Here is a 16,769-nt window from a genome sequence, read left to right as displayed (position 1 = left end):
ACGCTCGAACACTCGAACAGTACTCACATGTAGCCGTCGCAGACGCGATGGCATTTTCACCAGTAGTTCCACAATTCTTTGAGCGCCGCAGACCCAAACACGGTCGGTTTGGATGCCTGACGGAACCCCATCCGCAAGGGATGGAATGTGCTCCTTAGAAAGGAGGTGATCCAGCCGCACCTTCCGGTACGGCTACCTTGTTACGACTTCGTCCCAATCGCCAGTCCCACCTTCGACCACTCCCCCCCTTACGGGTTGGGCCATGGGCTTCGGGTGTTACCGACTTTCGTGACGTGACGGGCGGTGTGTACAAGGCCCGGGAACGTATTCACCGCAGCGTTGCTGATCTGCGATTACTAGCGACTCCAACTTCACGGGGTCGAGTTGCAGACCCCGATCCGAACTGAGACCGGCTTTTAGGGATTCGCTCCACCTCACGGCTTAGCAGCCCATTGTACCGGCCATTGTAGCATGTGTGAAGCCCTGGACATAAGGGGCATGATGACTTGACGTCATCCCCACCTTCCTCCGAGTTGACCCCGGCAGTCTCCCATGAGTCCCCGCCATTACGCGCTGGCAACATGGAACGAGGGTTGCGCTCGTTGCGGGACTTAACCCAACATCTCACGACACGAGCTGACGACAGCCATGCACCACCTGTACACCGACCACAAGGGGGCCTACATCTCTGCAGGTTTCCGGTGTATGTCAAGCCCAGGTAAGGTTCTTCGCGTTGCATCGAATTAATCCACATGCTCCGCCGCTTGTGCGGGCCCCCGTCAATTCCTTTGAGTTTTAGCCTTGCGGCCGTACTCCCCAGGCGGGGCGCTTAATGCGTTAGCTGCGGCACGGAGGCCGTGGAATGACCCCCACACCTAGCGCCCAACGTTTACGGCGTGGACTACCAGGGTATCTAATCCTGTTCGCTCCCCACGCTTTCGCTCCTCAGCGTCAGTATCGGCCCAGAGACCCGCCTTCGCCACCGGTGTTCCTCCTGATATCTGCGCATTTCACCGCTACACCAGGAATTCCAGTCTCCCCTGCCGAACTCAAGTCTGCCCGTATCGACTGCAAGCTCAGAGTTAAGCCCCGAGTTTTCACAGCCGACGCAACAAACCGCCTACGAGCTCTTTACGCCCAATAATTCCGGACAACGCTCGCACCCTACGTATTACCGCGGCTGCTGGCACGTAGTTGGCCGGTGCTTCTTCTGTACCTACCGTCACTTTCGCTTCGTCGGCACTGAAAGAGGTTTACAACCCGAAGGCCGTCATCCCTCACGCGGCGTCGCTGCGTCAGGCTTTCGCCCATTGCGCAATATTCCCCACTGCTGCCTCCCGTAGGAGTCTGGGCCGTGTCTCAGTCCCAGTGTGGCCGGTCGCCCTCTCAGGCCGGCTACCCGTCGTCGCCTTGGTAGGCCATTACCCCACCAACAAGCTGATAGGCCGCGGGCCCATCCTGCACCGCCGGAACTTTCCACAACCTCCCATGCGAGAAGTTGTCATATCCGGTATTAGACCCAGTTTCCCAGGCTTATCCCAGAGTGCAGGGCAGATTACCCACGTGTTACTCACCCGTTCGCCGCTCGTGTACCCCGAAGGGCCTTACCGCTCGACTTGCATGTGTTAAGCACGCCGCCAGCGTTCGTCCTGAGCCAGGATCAAACTCTCCATCAATGAATGGTGTCTGATCACAGACTGTCAGATCGCTAGACGCAATCTTTTATCAATGTGATCTCAAAGGAACCTCTAGACGAGGTTACAAGATACAAGCTCTACTGGCTTACATCGGCACACTGTTGAGTTCTCAAAGAACACACGCACACCGCACACCCGCCAACCCACAGGGCCGACAGCTGTTCCGGGGCTTGTTTTGTCCTGGAAGCTTTTCTCGCCGCGCCCGTCCCCGCATCTTTCCCGGGGCCGTTCCGCGCTGGCAGAGAGAAAGTTACGCCCGGGCGAATGCGAAGTCAAATCGCCTGGTCAGGCCCGTGCACACGCGGGCCAAGGCTGCGAAACCGCTGGTCACGGCCTCGCAGCCCTCGCGTCCCACGCTAATGCAGGACGTCCACTCCCGCAGTGTGACGGCGGCCACGTCGGAGCACAAGCCACCGTCCGTGCAGAAGGGTGTCCGCGGACGGCTGCCACGCCTCGTCGGTGACCTTCTCGTTGTTGACGTAGGCCCCACCCTCGTTGACCGTGCGGCGGGCCTCTCCCCTGCTCTTGGACAGGCCGGCCGCGACCAGCAGGTCAACGATGGTCGGCGCGTCGGCCAGCTTCACCTGGCCGGTGCCGGCCGAGCTCAACGCCGCGGTCAGCGTCTGCTCGTCCAGCTCGCGCAGCTCACCCCGGCCGAACAGGGCCTGGCTGGCCGCGACCACCATCCGGGTCTGGTCAGCGCCGTGCACCAGGGTGGTGAACTCCTCGGCCAGCCGCTTCTGCGCGGTGCGCAGGTGCGGGGTGTCCGCGGTGACCTGCTCGATCTCCGCCACCTCCTCCTTGCCGAGGAAGGTGAACATGCGCAGGTAGCGGACCGCGTCGGCGTCGGCCACGTTCACGAAGTACTGGTACCAGGCGTACGGCGAGGTCAGCTGCGGGTCCAGCCACACGTTCCCGCCACCGGTGGACTTGCCGAACTTGCGTCCCTCGGAGTCGGTGACCAGCGGCAGCGTCAGCGCGTGCACCGCGGCCCGGTCGACCGACCGGACCAGGCCGACGCCGCCGACGATGTTGCCCCACTGGTCGGCGCCGCCGATCTGCAGCGAGCAGCCGTGCTTGCGGTGCAGCTGCAGGTAGTCGTGCGACTGGAGCAGCAGGTAGCTGAACTCGGTGTAGGACATGCCGTCGCTCTCCAGGCGGCGCTTCACCGTCTCCCGGCCGAGCATGACGTTCACCGAGAAGTGCTTGCCGACGTCCCGCAGGAACGAGATCGCCGACATGCCCTCCGTCCAGCTCAGGTTGTTCTCCACCAGCGCGCCGGTCGGCGAGTCGTCGAAGTCGACGAAGCGCTCCAGCTGCCCTCTGATCCGCTCGGTCCACTCGGCCACGGTCGCCTCGGTGTTGAGGGACCGCTCGCCGTTGTCCCGGGGATCGCCGATCATGCCCGTGGCTCCGCCGGCCAGCACGATGGGCCGGTGCCCGGCCCGCTGGAATCGGCGCAGGCCGAGCAGCGGGATCAGGTTGCCCGCGTGCAGGCTCGGCGCGGTGGGGTCGAAGCCGCAATAGAGGGTGAGCGGGCCGGCGTCCAGGTCGCGCCGCAGTGCGTCGATATCGGTGGTCTGCGCGATCAGGCCGCGCCAGGACAGCTCGTCGAGGATGTGCTCACTCACCCCTGCATCTTCCCCCACCAGGTCAAATCGGTTCGCGCTGGCCTGTCTGCGCGGCCGCGGCCAGCGGCACCAGGTTCACCCCCTCCCGGCGGCAGTAGCCCAGCGCGTCCTGCTGGGCGCGCAGCAGCCTGGCGAAGCCGCCCACCGAGGGCAGCAGGCCGTCCTCGGCCGCGACGTGCCAGAACTCGTTGCTGTCGGTGGGCAGCACCGGGCAGAAGAAGGACAGCACGGCGCTGATCCGCTTCCCGGCGGTGACCGGGGTGACCGCGTGCCAGATGTCGCTGCCCCGGCTGTACACGGTGTCCCCGAGCTGCTCGAACGGCGCGCGGAAGACCTTCGGGTGCTCGGCCGCCTTGGCGATGACCTCGGCGCGCTCGGCCGCGAAGGAGGCCCTGGTGCCCTGGTAGATCAGCAGGTCGCCGCCGGTGAACTCGGTGGAGTCGGCCAGCTGGATCACGAAGACGTAGGTCATGCCGTCGTAGTGCCACTTGGCGACCTGGGGTCTGGCCTTGCCGCCGACCTCGATCCCGCGGTCGTCGAAGTAGTTCAGGCACACCCCCGCGTTGGTCAGCGGGTGCGGCACCAGCGGGACCCCGGCGATGGCGGAGGCCTTGGCCAGGAACGTCTCGTCGTGGGTCATGTCGCGGATGAACCGGGACATGGAGACCGCGTTGCGCACCCGGTGGCTGACGATGTAGTCGTCGTCCGGGGCGCGGTCGGCCAGCGCCTCGCAGACCGCGCGGAAGGCCGCGGCGCCCTCCCTGGTGAGCAGCCGGTGCGGGGCGGAGTAGGCGGGTCTGTCCTGGAAGTCGCCGAGGCGGTCCAGGTGCGCCCGGCCGTAGCCGAAGTCGGTGAGGCTGAGCCGGGTGACGCCGGTTTCCGTTGTGGTGTCGACGAATCCGGGTTGCCAGGCCGGTTCGCGCTCCAGTGGCGCGTGGTTCCACTCGGCGCGGCGCAGTGAGCGGCGGACCCGGCTGAACCCGGTGCGCAGGGCGTCCACCGTTGGTTCCGCGGTCGTGGTCGTGGTCATGTCCTTTCCTCTCCGGTTGTGATCGGTTGCAGTTCGGTCAGGTCAGCGATCCGGGCGCGCAGCTCGCCGGGGTAGTCGACGGCGGCTGGGCCGAGGCCGACGCAGTCCATGCCGGCCGCGCGGGCGGCCTCGAACCCGGCGAGGGCGTCCTCGACGACCAGGCACTCCCCCGGTTCGGCGCCCAGTTCGCGGGCGGCGCGCAGGTAGCACTCCGGGTCCGGCTTGCTCAGCAGCACGTCCTCGGCGCAGACGAGGACCTCCGGGATGGGCAGGCCCGCCGCGGTGAGCTTGGCCAGGGACACCTGGCGCAGGCCGGAGGTGACCACCGCCCACGGGGTCTGGCCGAGGCCGGCCAGGAACCCGGCCGCGCCGCGGATCGGCCGGACGGCGCGGCACCCGGCCGCTTCCAGCGCGGTGATCGCGGCGACCTCGGCGGCCTCGTCCAGCTCGGGGGTGAGCAGGCGGACCAGGTCCACGGTGCGCCTGCCGTGCGCGAGCCGGTTGGCCAGCTCCGGCGGGAACCCCCGGGCCACCGACCACTCGGTCAGTGCCTGGCGGATGGCGGGCATGGAGTCCACCAGCACGCCGTCCAGGTCGAGCAGCACCGCGGCGGGACCGGTCATCGGGTGCTGCCGTCGAGGTGCAGCAGGCAGATCAGCGAGTGCCCGGCGCCGAGTCCGCGCTGCGCGCTGAACTCCACGTCGCGCAGCTGCCTGGCCAGCCGGGTGCGGCTGGCCGCGCTGGCCCACCTGGTGGACTCGACCTCGGCGCAGTGCCAGAGCCGCTCGTTCCAGCGGGTGGCAAAGCCGGTGAAGAAGTTGAGCACCTCCGGCGGCGCCTCCCCGCACGGGTCCTCGATGCGCAGGTCCGGCAGGGAGACGGTGACGTCACCGGCGAAGAGGCGGTTGACCAGCTCGCGGTAGGGCGGCAGCGCCGGGTTGAACGCGCCGGTGACGGTGTGCCTGCCGACGCCGATGGAGCGGTCGAAGTACTCCACCCGCACCGGTAGCAGGCCGCCGTGCCGGGTGCCGTCCGCGATGACGGTGGCCAGGTCGGACTGGCCGTAGAAGGACATCTTGGCTTCCGGGGCCGGTTCGCCGCCCTGGAAGAAGGTCATCGCGTAGGTCCAGCGGTCGAAGTCCCAGTAGGGCTCCCATTCCATGGAGTACCGGCCGAGCACGTCCAGCACCACGACCGAGCGGGTCCGGTGGCGGCGCACCGTGGCGGTGATGTCGGCCAGCACCGCGGTCAGCTCCTCGCGGGTGAGGTGCGAGTAGGGCACGCCGCTGGCGAGGTACAGCTCGGTCGGCCGGTCGGGGACGCCGTCGCGGATGTCGGCCATGGCGAACTCGACGCGGGGGCGGTCGCGGTGCAGGTCCCTGGCGACCTCGACCATGTCCGGGTCCAGATCAAGGCCGAGGTAGTCGATGAGCGGCGGGCGGCGGTGGTGCTTGAGCGCGCCCTCCAGCAGGTGGAGCGCGTCGCCGGTGCCGCTGCCGACGTCGACGACGCTGAGCCGGTTGCCGGTGATGGCCGCTTCGGCGGCGGACCGGAAAAGGGACTTCGAGAAGCGTTCCTCCCATTCTCGTTTCACCGGGTCTCGGCGGGACGGGGAGAGGTAATGGGCTTTGGCCGCCGCGTAAGACGGGTTTTTGGGCAGGGTCGACTGTTTCCGCTGAGCTTCAGACATGGTTGTCCTTGTCGCCGGAAATAGGTTCGATTTTCAGTTGCGCGTAACGGCCCGCTCGCTGGATTGCGACCAGTGGGTGAGCCAGACGGAGACGATGCAGATGAGCACGCCGGTGATGGCGAGCGCGGTGACGGTTTCGTCGAACATCAGGAATGCCCAGAGCATGGTCGTCGGCGGGGTGAGGTAGATCAGGCTGGTCATCCGGGCCACGCTGGTGCGGCGCAGGCCGAGCCAGTAGAAGCCGTAGCCGCCGAAGGTGGAGAAGACGATGAACCAGCCGACGGCCAGCCAGAACCCGTCGGCGGCCGGCGGGGCCGCGACGCCAGTGCTCAGGCTGAGCAGGGTGAACAGGGCGGCGCTGACCAGGCACTGCACGGTGAGCGCGTTGACCAGGCTGGTTTCCGCGCCTGCCCTGCGCTCGACCAGGGTGGCGGCGACCAGTCCGGCCATGCCGAGGAACGGCAGGCCATAGGCCCACCAGGGAGTGTTCTCGTTGAGGCCGAGGTCGGCGCCCACGACCAAGGCCACGCCGGCCAGGCCGACCGCGAGGCCGACCCACTGGCTGGCCAGCACCCGTTCGCCCAGCACCGGTCCGGCCAGGGCCGCGGAGGCGATGGGTTGCAGGGCCGCGATCAGCGCGACGGTGCCCGCGGCCACGCCCAGCTCGACGGCCTTGACCGTGCCGATCAGGTAGACACCCTGGCCGAGCAGGCCGACCAGTGCCTGGACGGCGAGCTCGCGCGGGGTCAGGCGGAGTGCGCGCCGGGCCAGCTGGATGGCGAGGAGAATCGCGGCGGCGAGGATGAACCGCCACATCAGCAAGGTGTAGGTGCCGGATTCCTGGGTACCGAGCTTGGCCCCGATGAATCCGGAACTCCACATCAGCACGAAGCCAATGCTGATCAGGGTGTTGGCACCGGTGAAGCGCACAAGAATTCCCCCCAGGTGACTTGCTTTCGCCGCCGATATCACGGTAGCGAGCAATCGAAATCTGGGCAAGCTGACGGGGGCGTGGTACTCGACTGAGAGTAGTTGGTCGGGCGGTCGCGTTGGACCAGGTCAGCTAGCCGCTTTGGTGGATTCTTGGGGACTGACGACCGATTTCGTGACGCTGCGTGTGTGGTGTTGCGCTGGCTGCGCGGGCGGGTGGGCTGGTTGTGGGTATTCGTTGCATGACAAATGAATCTTGCGCCTTGAATTGACATCCCATGTTTGGTTTGGAGCGCGTTCCGGCGGGTAGAAGAAAGGGTTTGGTTATCTTTTCTTGCCGCCGCGGCGATACGCGCTGACTGTCCGGTTTCCGGCGAGCCAGAACCGCCAGGGGAGGTCCATGGCCACCGCGATGCCGACTCTGGGGCCCGCTTCGACCTGGGACTCGGGAACCTCGGTGGCCGGGGTCAGGCGCACCGGGGAGGTCGCGGAGAGCAGGTCGGCGCCGTTGTGCTCGCGGGTGATGCCGAGCGCGGTGCACAGGTTGGCCGGGCCGCGGGCGAGGTCGGCTTCGGTCTTGGCGGCAGGGCGGTTCGCGCGGGCCAGGTCCAGGCCGTCGGTGATCTCGGCGGCGCGGAGCAGGACGGCTCCTGGGTCACCGTCGGTGAGGCAGACGACGTTGGCGCAGAAGTGCAAGCCGTAGACGAAGTAGACGTAGAGGTGGCCGGGCGGGCCGAACATGACCTCGTTGCGCGGGGTCTTGCCGCGGTAGCTATGCGAGGCCGGATCCTTTGCGCCCCAATATGCCTCGACCTCGGTGATGCGGGCGGTGATGCCGTTGGCGGTGAGGTGGCAGCCGAGCAGGCGGCGGGCGGTGAGGATCGGGTCGGCGGAGAGGTCGAGGGTGGTCATCGGGGGTGATGGTAAGTGCTGGGTTGGCGCTAGGGTCGGGGCGGGGACGACCGGGGGGTTTGTCATTTGTGGTTTGTCGAGACCACCAGGATGGATTCCGCGGGACTGGTGCCTGACTACGGGTACTGGCTGGTTGCTGCTCCGGTGGCGTATGTGGTTGCGGTGTATGCGCTGGTGGAGCGGGTGACGGCTGCTTCGGTGGTGGCGCATGGCGGGGTATTTGCGGTGTTGAACCTGGGGCTTGTTGGGGCTGTTTCGGTGACCTCGATGCCGTTGGTGGTGTGGGTGGGGTTGATCGGGGCTGGAGTGGCCGGGGTGGTTGTGGGGTGGTGTCGGGCGCGAGGGCGGGGGGTGTCGTGGTGGAGTTATCCGCTGGTGTTTGGGGGGTGTTTGGTGTTGGGGATGCTTGGTTTGGTTAATGGGCCTGAGGTTGGGTTGGTTGGGGTTTTGGTTCTTGCTTGGCGGTGGGGCAACTGGGGCGGCCGCGCGTTCGGTTGATTTTGTGATTTGGTTTGGGGCCCCTAGGCCATCCCGGATTGGGCTGAAGGGGCAGGCGGTGTGGCCTGCCCAATCGCTGGGGTAGCTTAAGGGATGGCCTCCCCCCAAACAAAATCACAAAATCAACCGCTCGCTTATGGCAGCGAAAACGCGGGCGACTTGTTGTCGCCCGCGTTCTCGTTTCGCGGCCGCTTTGGTGGCGGTTCCGCTTTGTTGCGGTCTAGAGCTTTGCCCAGTCTCGTGCCTCGGTCAGGGCGCCCAACAGGCGTTGGTGTTGTTCCGCTACTCGTACGGGGGCGGTGCCGCCGTGGGCGTCGCGGGAGGCGATGGAGCCTTCGACGGTGAGGACTTCGCGGACCTGGGGGGTTAGGGCCGGGTTGATGGTGGCCAGTTCCTCGTCAGTGAGGTCTTCCAGGCCCACGTTCCGCGTTTCGGCGGCTTGGACGCAGGCGCCTGCTGCTTCGTGGGCCACGCGGAAGGGGACTCCCTGGCGGACCAGCCATTCGGCGATGTCGGTGGCCAGGGTGAAGCCCGCTGGGGCCAGGGCGGCCAGGCGGGCGGTGTCGAAGGTGAGGGTGGCCATCATGCCGGTCATGGCTGGGAGCAGGAGCTCCAGCTGGGTCACCGAGTCGAAGAGGGGTTCCTTGTCCTCTTGCAGGTCTCGGTTGTAGGCGAGGGGTTGCGCCTTGAGGGTGGCCAGGAGGCCGGAGAGGTTGCCGATCAGGCGGCCGGACTTGCCACGCATGAGTTCGGCGACGTCGGGGTTCTTCTTCTGCGGCATGATCGAGCTGCCGGTGGCCCAGGCGTCGTTGAGCTTGGCGTAGCCGAACTCGGCGGTGGTCCAGATGATGACCTCTTCGGCGATGCGGGAGAGGTTGACGCCCAGCATGGCCACGACGAAGGCGAACTCGGCGGCGAAGTCTCGGCTGGCTACGCCGTCGATGGAGTTCTCCACCGGGGCGTCGAAGCCGAGGTCTGCCGCCACGGCCGCTGGGTCGAGGCCCAGGGAGGAGCCTGCCAGGGCGCCGGAGCCGTAGGGGGAGATCGCGGTGCGCTTGTCCCAGTCGCGGAGGCGGGAGATGTCGCGGAGCAGGGACTGGGCGTGGGCCAGCAGGTGGTGGGCCAGCAGGACCGGTTGGGCGTGCTGGAGGTGGGTGCGGCCGGGCATGACGGCGGTGGGGTGCTGGGCAGCCTGGTTGGCCAGGGCCTCGACTACGTCCAGGGTGCCCGCGGCTACCCGGCGGGCGGCGTCGCGCAGCCACATGCGGAACAGGGTGGCGATCTGGTCGTTGCGGGAGCGGCCGGCGCGGAGCTTGCCGCCCAGGTCGGTGCCCGCGCGGTCCAGCAGGCCGCGTTCCAGTGCGGTGTGCACGTCCTCGTCGGAGGGGGCCGGGGTGAACGCGCCGGAGACCACGTCGGCCTCCAGGGTGTCCAGGGCGGCCAGCATCGCGGGTAGCTCGGTGTTGCTGAGCAGGCCCGCGCGGTGCAGCACCCTGGCGTGTGCCCTGGAGCCGGCGATGTCGTAGCGGGCCAGCTGCCAGTCGAAGTGCGTGGAGACACTCAGCGCGGCCATCGCCTCGGCCGGTCCGGAGGCGAACCGGCCACCCCACAACGGGGTGGCTTCCTTCATCTCGCTCATACTCCCTGCTTCTCGAAGTCCCACAACTGGGCTTGGTCGATCACCGCGCGGCCGCCATGCAGCACCAGCCGGACCTCGCCGCTGACCTGTTCCTGGGTGCCCAGCACAAAATCGTCCAGGGCGTCCTTGAGCGGGGAGAACCAGCGGCCGTCCTGCACCAGCTCGGTCCAGCGCCGCTCCACCTCCCGCTTGAACTCGGCCAGGTCGGGCTCCAGCACCGCGTGCTCCAGCGCCTGGTGCGCGGTGATCAGAGTGGTCGCGCCGGGGGCCTGGTGGATCCGGCCGACGCCGTGCGCGCCCGCCCGGCGGTTGAGCTCCTGGATGGCCTGCAGCACCGTGACGGTCTCGCCGTCGATGGCCACCGGCACACCCTGGTCGAAGGTGAGGGTCAGTTCGTCGGGGTCCCTCGGCCCGGTCTGGCTGGGGATGCGGGCCGGGCGGCGGCGCCAGATGCTCTGCTCGGCCTGGGGTGTGGGGTGCTCGGGCCAGGTGATGACGTCGAGGTCCGGGGCGAGCGCGGTGATCTCGGTGGCGAAGGCCGGGTCCGCGCGGTGGTGCGCGATGGTGGTGGCGCCGTGCTGCCGGGCCGCGGTCACCAGGTGCCTGGCCAGCAGCGGGCGGGACAGGACCGGGGTGAGCGCGTTGGCCAGCAGCGCGGGCAGGCAGTAGTGCTGGGCCAGCTCCTCGCGCGCGTCGGTGGCCACCGCGGCCACCGCGCCCGCGGCCAGCGCCTGCTCCCTGGTGGCGGCCAGGTGCACGCCGCCCTGGCCGAGGTCGACGGCGACCGCGACCACCTCGGACCCGGTGAGCCCGTCGATGGCCGCCGGGAGGTCCAGTGCTGGCGCGCAGGCCAGCACCACCCGCCCGGTCATGGGGCTTCCCCCTGGTAGTGGGCGTGCGCGGTGCCGCCTGCCATCTCGGTGAAGCGGGCGGCCAACTGGGCGCCGGTGAGCGGTTCCCTGGCCACTATCAGCAGGGTGTCGTCACCGGCGATGGTGCCGACCACGTCGTTGAGCGCGGCCCGGTCGATCGCGCTGGCCAGGAACTGGGCGGCGCCGGGCGGGGTGCGCAGCACGGCGAGGTTGCCGGAGGCGTCGGTGGAGACCAGCAGTTCGCCAAGCACCTTGACCAGCCGGGAGGTGCCGCCCTCGACGCCGCGCACCGGGCTGCCGTCCTCGGGGATGACGTACACCGGCGCACCGCCGTCCGCGCCGCGCAGCTTGACCGCGCCCAGCTCGTCCAGGTCCCTGGACAGCGTGGCCTGGGTGGCCTCGATGCCCTCGACCGCGAGCAGCTTGACCAGCTCGGTCTGACTGCGGATGGCGCGCTCGCGCACGAGCTCGGCGATCCTGGCCTGTCGGGCGACCCTGGTGGCCGCGGTGCTCTGCGTCATGTGTTCAGCCCGTCTGCTCCAGCAACCAGACCAGCAGCGCCTTCTGCGCGTGCAGGCGGTTCTCCGCCTCGTCCCACACCGCGCTGGCCGGTCCGTCGATGACCTCGTCGGTGACCTCCCAGCCGCGGTGCGCCGGCAGGCAGTGCAGCACGATGCTGTCCACCCCGGTGCGCGCCAGCAGGGCGTCGTTGACCTGGTAGGGCCGGAACGGGCCGACCCGGTCCTTGCCGTCGTTCTCCTGGCCCATCGAGGTCCAGGTGTCGGTGACCAGCACCTCCGCGCCGTCCACGGCCGCGTCCACCTCGGAGACCAGCGCCACCGAACCGCCGGTCTCGGCGGCCCGCTGCTTGGCCGAGTCCAGGATCCAGGGCAGCGGGTGGAACCGGTTCGGCGAGGCGATCCGCACGTGCATGCCCGCGGTGGCGCCGCCGACCAGCAGCGAGTGCGCCATGTTGTTCGCGCCGTCGCCGAGGTAGGTCAGGGTCAGCCCGGCCAGCCTGCCGAAGCGCTCCCGGATGGTCTGCAGGTCGGCCAGCACCTGGCAGGGGTGGAACTCGTCGGTGAGCGCGTTGATCACCGGCACGCTCGCCGAGGAGGCCATCGCCTCGATCCGGGCGTGCGCGAAGGTCCGCCACACCACCACGTCCACGTAGCGGGAGAGCACCCGGGAGGTGTCCTCGATGGTCTCCTCGCGGCCCAGCTGCATGGTGCGGCCGTCCACCACCACCGCGTGCCCGCCGAGCTGGGCGATGCCCACCTCGAAGGAGAGCCTGGTGCGGGTGGAGTTCTTCTCGAAGATCACCGCGGCGGTCTTCGGGCCGGCCATCGCCCTGTTGGCCAACGGGTCGGCCTTGAGCGCGTCGGCCAGGTCGAGCAGGTGCTCCTGCTCGTCGGGGGTCAGGTCGTCATCACGCAGGAAGTGGCGCAGGGTCATCTGGTCTCCTCCACAGCGGCGTCCAGCAGGGCGGGCAGGGCGGTGACGAACTCGTGCGCGTCGGCCTCGGTGAGCACCAGCGGCGGGGCCAGCCGGATCGCGTCCGGCTGCACGTTGTTGACCAGGAACCCGGCGTCGCGGGCGGCGGTGGCCACCGCGGCCGAGACCGGCTGGTTGAGCAGGATCGCCTGGAGCAGGCCCGCGCCGCGGACGCCGCGGACCAGCGGGTGGTGCAGGTCCTCGATGCCGGTGGCCAGCTCCTTGCCGAGCGCGCCCGCGTGCTCCACCAGGCCCTCGGCGGCGATGGTGCGCAGCACGGCCAGGCCGGCCGCGCAGCAGACCGGGTTGCCGCCGAAGGTGGTGCCGTGCAGGCCGGGCTTGAGCAGGTCGGCCGCCTCGCCGAAGGCCAGGCAGGCGCCCAGCGGCAGGCCGCCGCCGAGGCCCTTGGCCAGGGTGACCACGTCCGGGGTGATGCCGGCCTGCTGGAAGGCGAACCAGCTGCCGGTGCGGCCGAGGCCGGTCTGCACCTCGTCCAGCACCAGCAGCGCGCCGTGCCTGCTGGTGATCTCCCGCGCGGCCTGCAGGTAGCCCTCCGGCGGCACCCGCACGCCCTGCTCGCCCTGGATCGGCTCCAGGAACACCGCGGCGGTCTGATCGTCCACAATGGACTCCAGCGCGGCGGTGTCGCCGTAGGGCACGTGCACCACGCCGGGCGGCATGGGCGCGAACGGCTCCCGCTTGGCCGGCTGGCCGGTGAGCGCGAGCGCGCCCATGGTGCGGCCGTGGAAGCCGCCCTCGGTGGCGACCACCTTGGTGCGCCCGGTCAACCGGCTGATCTTGAACGCGGCCTCGTTGGCCTCGGCGCCGGAGTTGCAGAACAGCACCCGGCCCTGCTCGGCGATGCCGGTCAGGTTGAGCAGCAGCTCGGCCAGCTCCAGGGTGGGCTCGGCCAGGTAGAAGTTGGACACGTGGCCCAGGGTGGCGACCTGGGTGCTGACCGCCTCCACGATGGCCGGGTGGGCGTGGCCGAGCGCGTTGACCGCGATCCCGCTGAGCAGGTCGAGGTAGCGGTTGCCGTCGGCGTCCCAGACGTGCGTGCCCTCGCCGCGGACCAGGGCCAGCGCCGGGGTGCCGTAGTTGTCCATGAAGCTGGCCTGCCACCGGCGCTGACCGTCCACATTGGAGGCGAGGTGGCTGGTGAGGTTGTCGGTCATGGCTGTGCTTCCCCCGGGATCACCATGGTGCCGATGCCGGAGGAGGTGAAGACCTCCAGCAGCACGGAATGGGCCAGTCGGCCGTCGATCACGTGTGCCGCCGGGACACCGCCGCGCACCGCGCGCAGGCAGGCCTCCATCTTGGGCACCATGCCGCTGGCCAGCTGCGGCAGCATGCCCTCCAGCTGGTCCGCGCCGATCTGCGCGATCAGCGAGGAGCGGTCCGGCCAGCGGGCGTAGAGGCCCTCCACGTCGGTGAGCACGACCAGCTTGGCCGCCTCCAGCGCGACCGCGAGCGCGGCGGCCGCGGTGTCGGCGTTGACGTTGTGCGTCACGCCGTCGGTGTCCGGGGCGACCGTGGAGACCACCGGGATCCGGCCCGCGGCCACGATGTCGAGCACCGCGTCCGGGTTGACCGAGACCACGTCGCCGACCAGGCCGAGGTCCACGTGCTCGCCGTCGATGACGGTGCCCCGGCGCTCGGCGGTGAACAGCTGGGCGTCCTCGCCGGAGATGCCGACCGCGTACGGGCCGTGCGCGTTGATCAGCCCGACCAGCTCGCGGCTGACCTGGCCGGTGAGCACCATGCGCACCACGTCCATGGTCTCCGGGCTGGTCACCCGCAGGCCGCCGCGGAACTCGCCCTCGATGCCGAGCCGGTTGAGCATGGCCGAGATCTGCGGGCCGCCGCCGTGCACCACGACCGGGCGCAGGCCGCACAACCGCAAGAACACCATGTCCTCGGCGAACGCCTTCTTCAGCTGCTCGTCGATCATGGCGTTGCCGCCGTACTTGATCACGACCAGCGCGCCGTGGAAGCGCTGCAGCCAGGGCAGCGCCTCGACGAGCACTTCGGCCTTCTCCGCGGCGGCCGCGCTGCGGTCCTGGGCCAGGGCGGTGGGGATGGTGGTCATGAGGAGTACGCCGAGTTCTCTTCGACGTAGGCGTGCGAGAGGTCCGTGGTGTACACGGTGGCCCTGCCCGCGCCGGCGCCGAGGCTGATGCGCACGTCGATGTCGGTGCCGGAGAGGTCGGCCAGCGACCGGTCGTCCCCGCGCATCCCGTTGCGGCACACGGTGATCCCGTTCACCGTGATGTCCAGTTCGGACTGGTCCATGGTGACCCCGCTGCGGCCGACCGCCATCGCGATCCGGCCCCAGTTCGGGTCGGAGCCGAACAGCGCGGTCTTGACCAGGTTGTCCTCGGCGACCACGCGTGCGGTCTGCTTGGCCTGCCCGTCGTCGACCGCGCCGGTCACGGTGACCTCGACGAACTTGGTCGCGCCCTCGGCGTCGCGCTGGAGCTGGCGGGTGAGGCTGCGGGCCACCTCGGTGAGCACCGCGGTGAACCCGGCCAGGTCGGGGCGGTGCCCGGAGGCGCCGGAGGACAGCAGCAGCAGGGTGTCGTTGGTGGAGGTGCCGCCGTCGACGTCCAGGCTGTTGAAGGTGACGTCCACGGCCGTGCGCAGCGCCTTGTCCAGCGCGTCGGCCTCGACCACCGCGTCGGTGGTGATGACCGCGAGCATGGTGGCCATGTCGGGCGCGCACATGCCCGCGCCCTTGGCGAAGCCGCCGACGCTCCACCCGTCGGGGTGGGTCAGCGCGGCCTGCTTGGGCTTGGAGTCGGTGGTCATCACCGCGGTGGCGGCGGCCAGGCTCGCTTCGGCGCCCCGGCCGAGCGCGGCGTGCACCGCGTCCACCCCGGGGATGATCTTGTCCATGGGCAGGCGCTCGCCGATCAGGCCGGTGGAGCAGACGCCGACCTCGACCGCGCCGACGCCGAGCACCTCGGCCACCTTCTCCGCGGTGGCGTGGCTGTCCTGGAAGCCTTCGGGGCCGGTGCACGCGTTCGCGCCACCGGAGTTCAGCACGACCGCGCGCAGCCGGCGCTGCTTGAGCACCTCCTGCGACCAGAGCACGGGCGCTGCCTTGACCTGGTTGGTGGTGAACACGCCGGCGGCCACGTCAGCCGGTCCGTCGTTCACCACCAGGGTCAGGTCCGGGTTGCCGTTGGTCTTCACGCCGACGTGCAGCCCGGCGGCTCGGAATCCAGCGGGCGTGGTCACGCCCGCTGAAATATCCGGGACAAGATCCTCGGAAGAGGTCACGGTGCTACTCCCACGGTTGACAGGCCGGTGGTTTCCGGCAGGCCCAGAGCGAGGTTCATGCACTGCACCGCGGCGCCCGCGGTGCCCTTGGTCAGGTTGTCCACGGCGGCCACCGCGACCAGCCGCTGGGTGTCGGCGTCCACGGTGACCTGCAGGTGCACCGCGTTCGCGCCGAGGGTGGCCGCGGTGACCGGCCACTGGCCCTCGGGCAGCAGGTGGATGAAGGGTTCGGCGTGGTAGGCCTTGGCGTAGGTCTCGCGGACCTGCTCGGCAGTGACGCCCTCGGCCAGCGGGGCGGTGCAGGTGGCCAGGATGCCGCGGGCCATCGGGACCAGCACCGGGGTGAAGGAGACCGCGACCGGCTCCCCCGCGATGGCGGAGAGGTTCTGGCTGATCTCCGGGGTGTGCCGATGCGCGCCGCCGACGCCGTAGGCGCTGGCCGAGCCCATCACCTCGGAGCCGAGCAGGTGCGCCTTGGGCGCCTTGCCCGCGCCGGAGGTGCCAGAGGCGGCGACCACCACGACGTCCGGCTTGGCCAGCCCGCCGGCGAAGGCCGGGGCCAGCGCGACCGAGGCCGCCGTCGGATAACAACCCGGAACCGCGATGCGGGTGGCGCCGCGCAGGCGCTCCCGGTGGCCCGGCAGCTCGGGCAGGCCGTAGGGCCAGGTCCCAGCAAACTCGGTGCCGTACCACCGTCGCCAAGCGGTCGGATCCGTGAGACGAAAGTCCGCGCCGCAGTCGATGACCACGGTCTGCCGTTCGTCGACTCCATTGGCCACCTCCGCCGAATGCCCGTGCGGTAGAGCCAAAAACAGCACGTCATGGCCCCGCAACTGGTCTAGCGTGGTGTCGGCCAGAACACGATCGGCCAGGGGAACGAGGTGGGGATGATGAATCCCCAGACGGGTACCCGCACTACTGCTGGCAGTGAGTGCACCGATCTCGACCTGGGGGTGTGCGAGCAACAGACGGAGGATTTCTCCGCCCGCGTAGCCGCTGGCACCAGCGACAGCTACCCGAACCGTCATGCGAATAAGTATGCACTGCTCCGCAAGGTCATGCTAGTTGAGATAGGGCACGTTGAAGGAGGTTGT

Annotated in this window: 14 protein-coding genes and 1 rRNA gene; all 15 read right to left on the bottom strand. The window is 69.1% G+C overall.

The features are described from left to right. Positions 1-158: 158 nt before the first annotated feature. A 16S ribosomal RNA gene (locus N8J89_RS12000) occupies positions 159-1,676 on the bottom strand. Positions 1,677-2,053: 377 nt separating this feature from the next. Further along, positions 2,054-3,328: a tyrosine--tRNA ligase gene (gene tyrS / locus N8J89_RS11995; protein ID WP_283664410.1), complete on the bottom strand. Its 1,275-nt coding sequence runs from the start codon at positions 3,326-3,328 to the stop codon at positions 2,054-2,056. Positions 3,329-3,350: 22 nt separating this feature from the next. Then, the gene (locus tag N8J89_RS11990; RefSeq protein WP_283664409.1) at positions 3,351-4,358 is read right to left on the bottom strand and encodes a 2OG-Fe(II) oxygenase family protein; all 1,008 of its coding nucleotides are present in this window, start codon (positions 4,356-4,358) and stop codon (positions 3,351-3,353) included. Then, on the bottom strand, positions 4,355-4,981 hold the full coding sequence (locus N8J89_RS11985; protein ID WP_283664408.1) for an HAD-IA family hydrolase: 627 nt from the start codon (positions 4,979-4,981) through the stop codon (positions 4,355-4,357). The genes N8J89_RS11990 and N8J89_RS11985 overlap by 4 nt, the downstream gene beginning before the upstream one ends. Continuing rightward, positions 4,978-5,952 (bottom strand): class I SAM-dependent methyltransferase, encoded by a 975-nt coding sequence (locus tag N8J89_RS11980; RefSeq protein WP_283664407.1) that lies wholly within the window; start codon positions 5,950-5,952, stop codon positions 4,978-4,980. Before N8J89_RS11980 ends, N8J89_RS11985 begins: the two co-directional genes overlap by 4 nt. 129 nt (positions 5,953-6,081) lie before the next feature. Next, positions 6,082-6,978: a DMT family transporter gene (locus tag N8J89_RS11975; protein WP_283664406.1), complete on the bottom strand. Its 897-nt coding sequence runs from the start codon at positions 6,976-6,978 to the stop codon at positions 6,082-6,084. Between the two features lie 324 nt (positions 6,979-7,302). After that, positions 7,303-7,890: a DNA-3-methyladenine glycosylase gene (locus N8J89_RS11970; RefSeq protein ID WP_283664405.1), complete on the bottom strand. Its 588-nt coding sequence runs from the start codon at positions 7,888-7,890 to the stop codon at positions 7,303-7,305. A 718-nt stretch (positions 7,891-8,608) separates the two neighbouring features. Continuing rightward, entirely contained in the window at positions 8,609-10,027 is a 1,419-nt protein-coding gene (gene argH / locus N8J89_RS11965) for an argininosuccinate lyase (RefSeq protein ID WP_283664404.1), read from the bottom strand. Next, positions 10,024-10,899, bottom strand: coding sequence for an argininosuccinate synthase domain-containing protein (locus tag N8J89_RS11960; protein ID WP_283664403.1), 876 nt, complete (start codon positions 10,897-10,899; stop codon positions 10,024-10,026). Before N8J89_RS11960 ends, argH begins: the two co-directional genes overlap by 4 nt. Continuing rightward, positions 10,896-11,420, bottom strand: coding sequence for an arginine repressor (locus tag N8J89_RS11955; RefSeq protein ID WP_283664402.1), 525 nt, complete (start codon positions 11,418-11,420; stop codon positions 10,896-10,898). The genes N8J89_RS11960 and N8J89_RS11955 overlap by 4 nt, the downstream gene beginning before the upstream one ends. A 4-nt stretch (positions 11,421-11,424) precedes the next feature. Then, positions 11,425-12,354: an ornithine carbamoyltransferase gene (gene argF, locus N8J89_RS11950; protein ID WP_283664401.1), complete on the bottom strand. Its 930-nt coding sequence runs from the start codon at positions 12,352-12,354 to the stop codon at positions 11,425-11,427. Next, a complete protein-coding gene (locus tag N8J89_RS11945; protein WP_283664400.1) occupies positions 12,351-13,568 on the bottom strand; it encodes an acetylornithine transaminase in 1,218 nt (405 codons plus the stop codon). Before N8J89_RS11945 ends, argF begins: the two co-directional genes overlap by 4 nt. Then, positions 13,565-14,482 carry an acetylglutamate kinase gene (argB, locus tag N8J89_RS11940; protein ID WP_283664399.1) on the bottom strand — a complete coding sequence of 306 codons (918 nt, stop codon included), beginning with the start codon at positions 14,480-14,482 and terminating at the stop codon, positions 13,565-13,567. The genes N8J89_RS11945 and argB overlap by 4 nt, the downstream gene beginning before the upstream one ends. Further along, entirely contained in the window at positions 14,479-15,675 is a 1,197-nt protein-coding gene (gene argJ, locus N8J89_RS11935) for a bifunctional glutamate N-acetyltransferase/amino-acid acetyltransferase ArgJ (RefSeq protein ID WP_283664398.1), read from the bottom strand. The genes argB and argJ overlap by 4 nt, the downstream gene beginning before the upstream one ends. After that, the gene (gene argC / locus N8J89_RS11930) at positions 15,672-16,703 is read right to left on the bottom strand and encodes an N-acetyl-gamma-glutamyl-phosphate reductase (RefSeq protein WP_283664397.1); all 1,032 of its coding nucleotides are present in this window, start codon (positions 16,701-16,703) and stop codon (positions 15,672-15,674) included. Before argC ends, argJ begins: the two co-directional genes overlap by 4 nt. Positions 16,704-16,769 lie beyond the last annotated feature (66 nt).

Source organism: Crossiella sp. CA-258035 (genome assembly GCF_030064675.1).
Lineage (GTDB): Bacteria > Actinomycetota > Actinomycetes > Mycobacteriales > Pseudonocardiaceae > Crossiella.
This window is presented reverse-complemented; position numbering and strand designations above follow the sequence as displayed.

Excerpts from the sequence above, each read along its gene's own strand:
- argB (WP_283664399.1), bottom strand. The coding sequence starts at position 14,482 with ATGACCACCATCCCCACCGCCCTGGCCCAGGACCGCAGCGCGGCCGCC.
- N8J89_RS11955 (WP_283664402.1), bottom strand. The coding sequence starts at position 11,420 with ATGACGCAGAGCACCGCGGCCACCAGGGTCGCCCGACAGGCCAGGATC.
- argH (WP_283664404.1), bottom strand. The coding sequence starts at position 10,027 with ATGAGCGAGATGAAGGAAGCCACCCCGTTGTGGGGTGGCCGGTTCGCC.
- N8J89_RS11960 (WP_283664403.1), bottom strand. The coding sequence starts at position 10,899 with ATGACCGGGCGGGTGGTGCTGGCCTGCGCGCCAGCACTGGACCTCCCG.
- argF (WP_283664401.1), bottom strand. The coding sequence starts at position 12,354 with ATGACCCTGCGCCACTTCCTGCGTGATGACGACCTGACCCCCGACGAG.
- N8J89_RS11970 (WP_283664405.1), bottom strand. The coding sequence starts at position 7,890 with ATGACCACCCTCGACCTCTCCGCCGACCCGATCCTCACCGCCCGCCGC.
- N8J89_RS11990 (WP_283664409.1), bottom strand. The coding sequence starts at position 4,358 with ATGACCACGACCACGACCGCGGAACCAACGGTGGACGCCCTGCGCACC.
- argC (WP_283664397.1), bottom strand. The coding sequence starts at position 16,703 with ATGACGGTTCGGGTAGCTGTCGCTGGTGCCAGCGGCTACGCGGGCGGA.
- N8J89_RS11945 (WP_283664400.1), bottom strand. The coding sequence starts at position 13,568 with ATGACCGACAACCTCACCAGCCACCTCGCCTCCAATGTGGACGGTCAG.
- N8J89_RS11985 (WP_283664408.1), bottom strand. The coding sequence starts at position 4,981 with ATGACCGGTCCCGCCGCGGTGCTGCTCGACCTGGACGGCGTGCTGGTG.